We start from the raw sequence: 8,981 nt of genomic DNA on the forward strand, positions 1-8,981 counted from the left end.
TGATCAAACAATGTGTGATTTGTCTATCTCTTCTCGTCTTTGGCACCACAGCCGCTCACGCAGAAGAAACACCTCTTGTAACCGCCCGCCACATGTCCAAATGGGAAGAGATTGCTGTAAAAGAAGCAAAAAAAAGGTACCCGCTTGCACAGGTACTGTTCAAACAAAAAGTATGGGACCGTAAAAGAAAAGATGAAGCAGTGAAGCAATACCATTTAACTCTGAGGGAAGGGTCAAAAGAATTCGGCGTTTTTGTGACGATTTCATTTGATCCTTATAGCCAAAAGGTCAATAAAATCGCCATATTAGAAGAATATCAATAAGGTCCTCCATTTTTTGAAGGACCTTATTCGTTTATTTGCGGTTATTTTTTCCGTTTCAGCCAAAGTCTGAAGCCATAGGGTAAAATACCGAACAACTGCTGGGAAACAGGCGTTTTTGTTTCTTTCCGCACCTCTTTTCGTTCTTTTCGCTCATCTCTCGGAGTATCTATATATTTGACAAATTGCTGCGTCATATATTTAACATAATCATTCGTTTTCACGTGATCACCTCATCATTCAATTATTATGAAGTGTTGTCTCACATGACTTTTTTTATACCCTTTACACTGTTTTATTCTGTCCATCTCAGCAGTTTTTTCTGTTTTTGATCAAACACGATCTGTGCAGTTCTTTCTGTTCCCGACTCCGTTGACACTCTTAAGTTGATTTCTTTTTGTTCTTTTATCGATGTATCATGAATGTAATAAGAAACCCGTCCATATGGAAATTGCTCCGTACCCTCCTGGCCTTTCCGTTCCTCTAGAACATGCCGGACCGAAAGAAGCACCCCATTTTGAAGCAAATTCTCTCCTATGTATAACTCTTTTGTTTCCTTCTCAAACATGCAGCGTGAAATATATTGAGCAGCAGCAAAGTTCACGATTAACAGCACAAGCGCTGACACAAAAAGAACAGCTGGGTAAATAAACCCTCTTGTACAATACATTCACCCCCCTCCTAAATACGAATAGACTGGAAAAGCAGTTTGATACACTTTTTGGTCCTCACTCTCAATTTTCAGCAAAACAACACAATTTTCAAAATCAGCTTTCATGGCAGTAATATGATCTAAAATCGGAACATGCCCTTTACCATCCACTCTTTTTCTTATCATTGAATGATAAATTTCGAAACGGATGTCCTGCCCGGAAAGATTGGTGCAGATTAACACGCTCCCATGCTCGGCTGTCTTAACTGCCTGTGACTCCTTGCATTCATTCATCATCTGTTCTATCGAAATCATCCATTCTTGCTGTGTGAAACCGTCATGTTCCTGCTGTCGAGACAAAAACAGATGGAAAATCGCAGCTAACGATCCTGATATGAGCAAAAAGACTGAGAGCGAAAATAATACGTTAAGAAGCGTATAGCCATTCTGTCTGCAGGATGCTGAGGCAATATGATTTCTCTTTATAAGCTGTGGCTTTGATACATACGTTTTGATATTCGCCCTCCTCCTCCCACTTCATTGCATAGATATGATTGTTCTTTGTAATTGTTTTTGACGCGGCTCCTTCACCACTCATGACATATTTGCTAATGCTCTCATTCATCATCTGATAGCCGATTTCTCGTGATTCCGCCATTTTTTCATCAGCTATCAGCTTGTCCCACAAGGGGACGACTGTCAGCAGCACAAACAGCCACAGGCTTAGCGCAGACATTGTTTCTATTGTAGAAAAACCTTTATTTTCTCTCCACATTGACTCTCCCGCTCCCTAGATAAACTGTTATATCATATACGGCATGGCCATTTACTCGTATTTTTCCGCCTGCATTCGGGTGCCCTTTCTCATTAAATTCCAAACGGTCTTTTAATGTCAGCAGTTCTATAGAAAGTCCCCTTGCATACGGACGTTCAATGACCGTATCACCAATGACTAATTGATATTCTTTTTTATGAAAGAAAATTTTTGTTCTTTGTTGACGGGAAATAGCAACCTGCTGTGTGAGCATAATATCATTTTTCAGCTGCCTTGCTGCCTGTCGGACAGCTGTATTGTCATAAGCAGGAGGAAGTGTAGTGAAGACGGCCACCAGGAGGATAGAGGCAAGGCTTAACACAAGCAAACTTTCTAAAAGGGTAAACCCCTCCTCCTCGTTTAATTTAATGTTCAACCTTAACTTCTCCGCCGGTGATGATAATGCGCTTACCATTTGGACAGACAGCATCGTTTTTCACATAGCCCTCTGACTGTAAATCGGCAAGGCTCGGAGTTTGTCCTTCATGATCAAGCTCAAATGCAGTCATTTGTGCCTTAACCATGTTTTGTAAGCCTTCACAGCCCTTTTTTTGAATGGTTTGGTTATGTTTCGTGACGTTCGGTATCGTAATTAAAAGCAAAATCGAAATAATAAAGAGCACGATTAACATTTCAACAAGTGTAAATCCTTTCTCATTCATTAGCCTCTTCCTTTCACATTTGATTCATCATCTGATACATAGGCACAAGCATAGATAAATACACAAGTAAGATCATCGCTGCAACAAATCCATAAATCATTGGCTGAAGGATGCCTGTCCATTTTTGCGCTTTGTGTTCCAGCCGCTGTAATATGAATTGGCTGTATGTGAAAAGCTCCCGATCCAATCGGCCGCTCAGCTGGCCGTGAGATATGACTTTTGATAAATCAGTTTCATAAAAAGGGCTTCCACAAATAGCGGATTCAATTGACTCACCGGCTTTTAGCCGTTCAATCAATTGTTCAGCCTCGCAGCGGTAGAAAGGGAGAAACGTTTGATGTTTAAATGCATTAAGGCTGTCATAAATTGAGAGGCCTGATTTTAAAAGGCTGCTTAGCTGCAAAGAAAAAAAGTAGCTGTTAAACAGCTTGACAAGCTTTCCAACCAAAGGAATCCTGATACAAATCAGCATTTGCCGGGCAGGTGATTTTTTCTTAAACACAAGCCAATAATAAATCCCGATACCTGCTGTAAAAAGAACAAGCAAAATGATCACAAGATCAATATGCTGAAAAAAAGCAAAAAGCATATCGGTTGAACGTGAGGTTTCCATATTCATCGATTGATAGATACCGGAAAACTGGGGAATGATGATGGACTGTAACATATAAAACATGACAGCGACCGTAAAGATGAGGAAAAGCGGATAGCGCAGCACTCTTTTCAGCTGGTCTGCCTGTGCAATTTTTCGTTCCAGCAGCTCTCCGCTCTGGATCATGGAAGCAGGCAGTTCACCATGTGTTTCAGCAAAATAACAAATACCTACGGCTTCCTTATGAAATGACAAACTCTTTAGTACTTGATAAAACGGAGCCCCTTCCCTCAAACAAGTGACCGTATCAGTCAAGTCAGCCGCCTGCCTCTTATTCATCTGAAGTTCCATCAGGCGTAATCCATCCAGAAGCGTATATCCCCCCGCAGTCATTTCACCGAGCCTCTTTAATAACCTGGCTTGATCCTTTAACGACCAGACTTTTCTAATCTTTTTCATGATAAACCCACCGGTCATAGTTGTTTGTCGTTAAATAGCCGAGTGCAATTCCTTTTCTGATAATTTGACGAAGCGTTTGATATTGGTAATTTGCATGATTTCCTTTTGCCTCCTGGATACATTGCTGAAGATTTTTCCCGTATAGAAGCTCATAAACGCTAGCTCTCCTGGTATTTCGTGACTGTCGGCAATACACTGATGAACATCCGTTTTCACAAAACGGGCAAGCCAAATCAACCAAGCGCTGAGCCGCTATTGCAATGACAGTCTGTTCGATTTCATTCATATTGATACCGAATTCAAGCAGTCTGTAAATTGCGCCCTTTGCGTCTCTCGTATGAAGGCTCGTCAGTACCAGATGTCCCGTCATCGCTGCCCGCACCGCAATTTCAGCTGTTTCCGCGTCTCTGATCTCACCTAAAATAATCATATCGGGATCATGGCGCAAAATTGCTTTCAGACCTGTGGAATAAGTTACACCGGCTTTTTCATTCACCTGAACCTGGAGAACATCTTCGTCCCTTGTTTCAACAGGGTCCTCTAATGTGACAATATTTCGATTAAAGTGTTTTTTTGCATATTGAACGAGAGAGTATAATGTGGTAGTCTTCCCTGAACCAGTCGGCCCGGTAAAAATGAGCATGCCATGGGAATGTTTTAAAAACGAGAGTAATGTGGCTCCTGTCTTCGGAAATAGCGACAATTTATCAATCGAAGGGATATTGTATTGGGGCATCACTCTGATCACGAGGCTTTCTTCATTAATTGTGGGCAGCGTTGACATTCTTAAATGAACATTTCCCTCTTTCAGCTTTAACGTAAGCGAACCGTTTTGCGGCTTTCGCCTTTCACCTATATCCATTGCTGAAAGAAATTTAAAATGTGAAATCAGTCTTACGCACTCTTCTTTTTTCATGTCCCTTTTTTTCAGCAAGGCATGATCGACCCGAAAATGAATGATAGCGTCCCGCTCCCTCGGCACAATGTGAATATCAGAAGCCTTTGTTAGATATGCCTCTTCAATCAAGTTTTTGCTTACCTTTTCTATTGAATCCAATTTGATTCCCTCTCCTTTCAACGCATATTGTAGAAAAAGAAGAAAAGGTAATCAAACAGGGAAAACGTGATTTTGTGAGATGTTATATGCTGAAAAACCAATTCTTTCTGGCAAGAAAAAAAACTTTCAACTGAATGTGCCCCTTTCATTATAATTTTCCCAATAATAAAAAAGCAGACATGGTCACCATGCCTGCTTGATTCCATTTTCATTATGCTGTTTTCGCTTTTTGACCAGTATCTTTCTCAACGGAAAGGTCGCCTAATGCAACATTACCGGTCATTTGGTCATTTTCAAGAATCGATAAACTGCGGATTTAATGCTCTGTCATAAGCCCCTTGACATCGTATCCGGTCACCCTGATATGTCTGGTGAAAAAGCGGGGCACGCTGCACAAAATATGAAACATCCTATAGAGTCCGCCTTTTTCGAGGTTTCTTTTTCTTCTTCCGCTCCTGCAGCATATCTCCCGTCCAGCCTTTTTTCCTCAAATAGAGATAGATCAGGACTGTAGATGTGACAATCAATAAGAGAGAAAAGAGATATCCGTATTTCCAATTCAGTTCCGGCATCACTGAAAAGTTCATCCCCCATAAGGCACCCAGAGCTGTAATCGGCGTAAAAAGCGTCGTGAAAATGGTCAGTGCTTTTACAATTTCATTCCCCCTGTGTGAGGTAATGACTTCCTCTGAATGCAGCAGATTGTTAAGCTCCCCTTCAAATTCGCTGATGTATGTAAATCCCCTGTCAATTTTCAGTTGTGTCCGCTGATAATCCTTTTTCCCTTCATTTTGAGGTAAAAAGGTTTCTTTCAACGCCATTTCAATTTTTTTGGCGCTTAATATTAAATTTTTCCAAATCATCAGTTCATGGCGCAGGAGATGGACGCGGTTTAGAATGCTTTTGCTATTGTCGTCTTTAATTTGCCATCTGAGCTTTCTCAGCTTTACTTCAAATTCATCAACACCGATTAAATACGCATTCATTAGTTCGCCGAGAAGAATTAAAAACCCCTCTATCGCATTGTCCGCTCTTTCCATTTGCCGGACAACTTCTTTGCCTTTAATCTCTCTCAAAATCGAAAAGTCAAAATTGATTGTGAAAAAATATTGTCTGGTGATATAAAAGTGAAAAACAGTATGGTCTTTTTCTTCACCAAGCCCCTGATCATAAACAATCGACCCAAATACCGCTTCATTTTCCGTTTCAGTTGTATCTACTCGCAAAAAATTAACGTGATGGTTATTTTCAAACCACTTTTCACACTGAGGCCAGTGAGAAAAATGGATTAGATCTCTTGCCTTACTTCTTTCTTGAGGCCCCATTTGGTACCAAAACCAATCCTTTCCTGTATGTGCCTTCATGTCAAGATCCTCCAAACTTTTGTTCTTTATTCTTTAATTGCCCAATAACCGCGTCACTAAACCAGTCTGCCGCTTCAACACATGTTTTATGAGCATTTTCAGGTGGTATGGAATGTAGAAAGACATCGGAAAAGGGAGGTGCATGCCTTCCTTGGAGAAGGCAGTTGTTTTGGAATTTATCAATTTACTAGCAGTCGCTATTCTCATTTTGTTAACAGGATTTTTTGTTGCCGTAGAATTTTCAATCGTAAAAGTGCGGCGATCCAAAATTGATCAGCTTGTCGCAAAAGGAAAGAAAGGTTCTAAAGCGGCAAAGCATGTCATCACTCACCTTGATGAATATTTATCAGCCTGTCAGCTGGGCATCACAGTCGCAGCTTTAGGACTGGGATGGCTTGGGGAACCGACTGTGCAAACTCTGCTTCGACCGCTTTTTCATAAAGCAGGCTTAAATGAATCGCTTACCCACCTGCTTTCACTCGTCATCGCATTTTTAGTGGTTACGTATTTAAATGTCGTTATTGGGGAGCTGGCTCCAAAGAGTTTCGCCATTCAAAAAGCAGAAAGCATTACCTTGTTGTTCGCTAAACCGCTTATTTGGTTTTATAAGATCATGTTTCCATTCATTTGGCTGTTGAACCACTCTGCCCGATTGATTACAGGAGTGTTTGGACTGAAGCCGGCATCAGAGCACGAGCTGGCATATACAGAGGAAGAACTTCGGGTCCTATTGGCTGAAAGCTATAAAAGCGGCGAGATTAGAAAAAGTGAATTAAAGTACATGAATAATATCTTCACCTTTGATAAACGAATGGCAAAGGAAATTATGGTGCCGCGAAATGAAATGGTTAGTTTATCACTAGATGAAGACTCCATTTCAAATCTTCAGGAAACAGTCAAGCAAACAAAATATACACGGTACCCAGTTGTAAGAGAGGATAAAGATAACGTTATTGGCGTGATTAATATGAAAGAAGTGCTGTTTTCCATGCTGACGAAAGATTTTTCAATCAAGAAGCATCAAATTGAACCTTTCGTACAGCCCGTTATCCATGTCATTGAGACGATTCCTATTTATAAACTACTGCTGAAAATGCAAAAGGAACGCACTCATATGGCGATCCTCATCGATGAATATGGCGGGACGTCCGGTTTGGTCACTGTCGAAGATATTATCGAGGAAATTGTAGGAGAAATCCGTGATGAATTTGATGCGGATGAAGTGCCTCATATCCGCGAACTTGGAAAGGATCATTACTTGTTAAATGCAAAATTATTAATCAGCGATGTTAACAGCCTGCTTGGAACTGATTTATCAGACGCTGAAGTAGACACCTTGGGCGGCTGGTTTTTGACACAAAACATAGACGCTGAGCCTGAAAGTACCATAGAATATGATGGCTACTCTTTTAAGGTAAAAGACATCAACAGCCATCACATTTTATTTATAGAAGTAAAAAAAGCTGAATAGCCCGTGAAAGGCTGTTCAGCTGCTATCTTTCAAGATAAACATGGCAAAGGCATCAACACTCTTTTATTTTAAACCCTTTATTGGCCAGGGCTTTAGCAAGACTTTGCTCGGTTTTCACATTCGAAAAATCCAGACCCAGCTTCACGACAGTTTGGGCAATTTCCGGCCTGATTCCTGAAATAATCGTCTCAATGCCGAGCAATTTGGTGCTGTCAATCACTTTAAAAATTTGATAGGCTACCATGGTATCAACGATAGGAACGCCCGAAATATCTAAAAATAAATACGAGAGCTTTAACGCTGAGCACTGCTCCAGCACAGACTCCAAAATCGTCCTCGCTCTGTGCGTATCAATTTCACCGACAAGCGGAAGAATCCCAATTCCATCAGTAATCGGCATAATCGGCGCACTCAATTCATTAATCATTTCTTTTTGCGCGTTTAATTGTATCATGGTCACCTGGTGATATTCTTCCGTAAACACTTCGATGATCTCATCAATGTTTTGATTCAAGATCCGGCTCCACTCATAAAATTCCTGAATGCTGATGTCTTGAGAAGAAGCTTCGCTGAATTTATGAATCCATTCAAACATGATGTGCCTGAAAGTGTTAAACTGGCCGACACTTTGTGTAACCGTCACTTCATGAACGGCACGGTCTCTGGCGCATTGAAGAGACCACCGGTTGAGCTCATCCTCTACGTCTTCTTTTCTAAGGGATTTTGCTACGATGGTCACCAATAATTCATGCTGGTCTTTTAACTTTTGTTCTAGTTTTTGCTGATCTTTCGCTGAATACAGCCAGCTGCCTGTTGATGTACAAACTTTCAGCCATTGTTGCGTGATATCTTCTTTGTGCTCTGTTAAGTGCTGATCAAGAGCTATCATCTTAATGAGCTACCTCCTGTTTTTGAAAAATGTACGCTATATATGTATAACGCGTCTGCCTTTACACATACTATGTTTAGATTCAATGGGCTATAGCCAAGCGGTAAGGCAATGGACTTTGACTCCGTGATCGTTGGTTCGAATCCAGCTAGCCCAGTTTCTGAACAGGTGAAAAACCGAAGACAAGCTGATTCGAATAAATCAGCGGATCTTCGGTTTTTCATCATGCAGATTGATGAACCGTTTTCTTCTTCGATAACTTCAACAGTTCTCCCGGGTTATAACCAATCACCAGCTTTTTGTTGTCTACTAGAATCGGGCGTCGCAAAAGCTTCGGCTTCTCGATTAAAAGTTCCAGCACCTCATTTACCGTCATTTCTTCAATGTTTAAATTTAAATTTTTGAAAGTCTGGCTTCTTGTCGCCAAAATTTCATCAATTCCTTCTGTCGTTAACGATAAAATGTACTTTAATTCTTCTCTTGTCGGGGTTTCTCTGAATAAGTGCCGTTCGTTAAATTCAATTTGATGTGCTTTAAGCCAATGTTTTGTTTTTCGGCATGACGTGCAGCTTGGATATGAGTAAAAAGTTAATTGTTGTTCCATTCGTTTTTTCCTCCTCAGTTAACCATCTCTTTGTAGAATAACTACCCGGATCATTTTTCATTTAAACCATTTACAGAACTTTTTTCGGATTATTTTT

General features: G+C 40.7%; 13 protein-coding genes and 1 tRNA gene. 3 read left to right on the forward strand and 11 right to left on the reverse strand.

Annotated features, from left to right (window positions below; translation table 11 throughout):
* Positions 1-2 precede the first annotated feature (2 nt).
* Positions 3-323 (forward strand): YqzG/YhdC family protein, encoded by a 321-nt coding sequence (locus tag RAC86_RS30645; RefSeq protein WP_377886368.1) that lies wholly within the window; start codon positions 3-5, stop codon positions 321-323.
* A 41-nt stretch (positions 324-364) separates the two neighbouring features.
* Here RAC86_RS30645 and RAC86_RS30650 read toward each other — a convergent pair whose 3' ends face one another.
* From RAC86_RS30650 to corA, 9 genes are all read right to left on the reverse strand, one after another.
* Positions 365-544: a YqzE family protein gene (locus RAC86_RS30650; RefSeq protein WP_029726723.1), complete on the reverse strand. Its 180-nt coding sequence runs from the start codon at positions 542-544 to the stop codon at positions 365-367.
* A gap of 71 nt (positions 545-615) precedes the next feature.
* Positions 616-990, reverse strand: a complete 375-nt coding sequence (gene comGG / locus RAC86_RS30655) for a competence type IV pilus minor pilin ComGG (RefSeq protein WP_029726722.1) — start codon at positions 988-990, stop codon at positions 616-618.
* Positions 991-1,374, reverse strand: coding sequence for a competence type IV pilus minor pilin ComGF (comGF, locus tag RAC86_RS30660; RefSeq protein ID WP_029726721.1), 384 nt, complete (start codon positions 1,372-1,374; stop codon positions 991-993).
* A 25-nt stretch (positions 1,375-1,399) separates the two neighbouring features.
* Positions 1,400-1,747 (reverse strand): ComG operon protein 5, encoded by a 348-nt coding sequence (gene comGE / locus RAC86_RS30665; protein WP_014480255.1) that lies wholly within the window; start codon positions 1,745-1,747, stop codon positions 1,400-1,402.
* Positions 1,731-2,162, reverse strand: a complete 432-nt coding sequence (comGD, locus tag RAC86_RS30670) for a comG operon protein ComGD (protein WP_029726720.1) — start codon at positions 2,160-2,162, stop codon at positions 1,731-1,733. The genes comGE and comGD overlap by 17 nt, the downstream gene beginning before the upstream one ends.
* Positions 2,152-2,448, reverse strand: coding sequence for a comG operon protein ComGC (comGC, locus tag RAC86_RS30675; RefSeq protein WP_029726719.1), 297 nt, complete (start codon positions 2,446-2,448; stop codon positions 2,152-2,154). Before comGC ends, comGD begins: the two co-directional genes overlap by 11 nt.
* 13 nt (positions 2,449-2,461) lie before the next feature.
* Entirely contained in the window at positions 2,462-3,499 is a 1,038-nt protein-coding gene (gene comGB / locus RAC86_RS30680) for a comG operon protein ComGB (RefSeq protein WP_072175548.1), read from the reverse strand.
* Complete coding sequence (gene comGA, locus RAC86_RS30685) at positions 3,486-4,556, reverse strand: competence protein ComGA (RefSeq protein ID WP_015714258.1); 1,071 nt, start codon at positions 4,554-4,556, stop codon at positions 3,486-3,488. The genes comGB and comGA overlap by 14 nt, the downstream gene beginning before the upstream one ends.
* Before the next feature lie 410 nt (positions 4,557-4,966).
* Positions 4,967-5,920: a magnesium transporter CorA gene (corA, locus tag RAC86_RS30690; RefSeq protein WP_004399136.1), complete on the reverse strand. Its 954-nt coding sequence runs from the start codon at positions 5,918-5,920 to the stop codon at positions 4,967-4,969.
* 142 nt (positions 5,921-6,062) lie between these two features.
* Between corA and RAC86_RS30695 the strand changes: the two genes are divergently transcribed.
* Positions 6,063-7,391 carry a hemolysin family protein gene (locus tag RAC86_RS30695; protein WP_029726716.1) on the forward strand — a complete coding sequence of 443 codons (1,329 nt, stop codon included), beginning with the start codon at positions 6,063-6,065 and terminating at the stop codon, positions 7,389-7,391.
* Between the two features lie 52 nt (positions 7,392-7,443).
* Here RAC86_RS30695 and rsbRD read toward each other — a convergent pair whose 3' ends face one another.
* Positions 7,444-8,280 (reverse strand): RsbT co-antagonist protein RsbRD, encoded by an 837-nt coding sequence (gene rsbRD / locus RAC86_RS30700; RefSeq protein ID WP_003230149.1) that lies wholly within the window; start codon positions 8,278-8,280, stop codon positions 7,444-7,446.
* Positions 8,281-8,366: 86 nt separating this feature from the next.
* Here rsbRD and RAC86_RS30705 point away from each other — a divergent pair.
* Positions 8,367-8,437: transfer RNA gene (locus RAC86_RS30705), tRNA-Gln, on the forward strand.
* Between the two features lie 66 nt (positions 8,438-8,503).
* Here RAC86_RS30705 and mgsR read toward each other — a convergent pair.
* Positions 8,504-8,884 carry a transcriptional regulator MgsR gene (gene mgsR, locus RAC86_RS30710; RefSeq protein WP_003230147.1) on the reverse strand — a complete coding sequence of 127 codons (381 nt, stop codon included), beginning with the start codon at positions 8,882-8,884 and terminating at the stop codon, positions 8,504-8,506.
* Between the last annotated feature and the right edge of the window lie 97 nt (positions 8,885-8,981).

This window comes from Bacillus sp. LR_5, assembly GCF_042709275.1.

Coding starts and splice junctions, on each gene's coding strand:
- rsbRD (WP_003230149.1), bottom strand. CDS start 8,280: ATGATAGCTCTTGATCAGCACTTAACAGAGCACAAAGAAGATATCACG.
- RAC86_RS30695 (WP_029726716.1), top strand. CDS start 6,063: ATGCCTTCCTTGGAGAAGGCAGTTGTTTTGGAATTTATCAATTTACTA.
- mgsR (WP_003230147.1), bottom strand. CDS start 8,884: ATGGAACAACAATTAACTTTTTACTCATATCCAAGCTGCACGTCATGC.
- comGC (WP_029726719.1), bottom strand. CDS start 2,448: ATGAATGAGAAAGGATTTACACTTGTTGAAATGTTAATCGTGCTCTTT.
- comGE (WP_014480255.1), bottom strand. CDS start 1,747: ATGTGGAGAGAAAATAAAGGTTTTTCTACAATAGAAACAATGTCTGCG.
- comGB (WP_072175548.1), bottom strand. CDS start 3,499: ATGAAAAAGATTAGAAAAGTCTGGTCGTTAAAGGATCAAGCCAGGTTA.
- corA (WP_004399136.1), bottom strand. CDS start 5,920: ATGAAGGCACATACAGGAAAGGATTGGTTTTGGTACCAAATGGGGCCT.
- comGG (WP_029726722.1), bottom strand. CDS start 990: ATGTATTGTACAAGAGGGTTTATTTACCCAGCTGTTCTTTTTGTGTCA.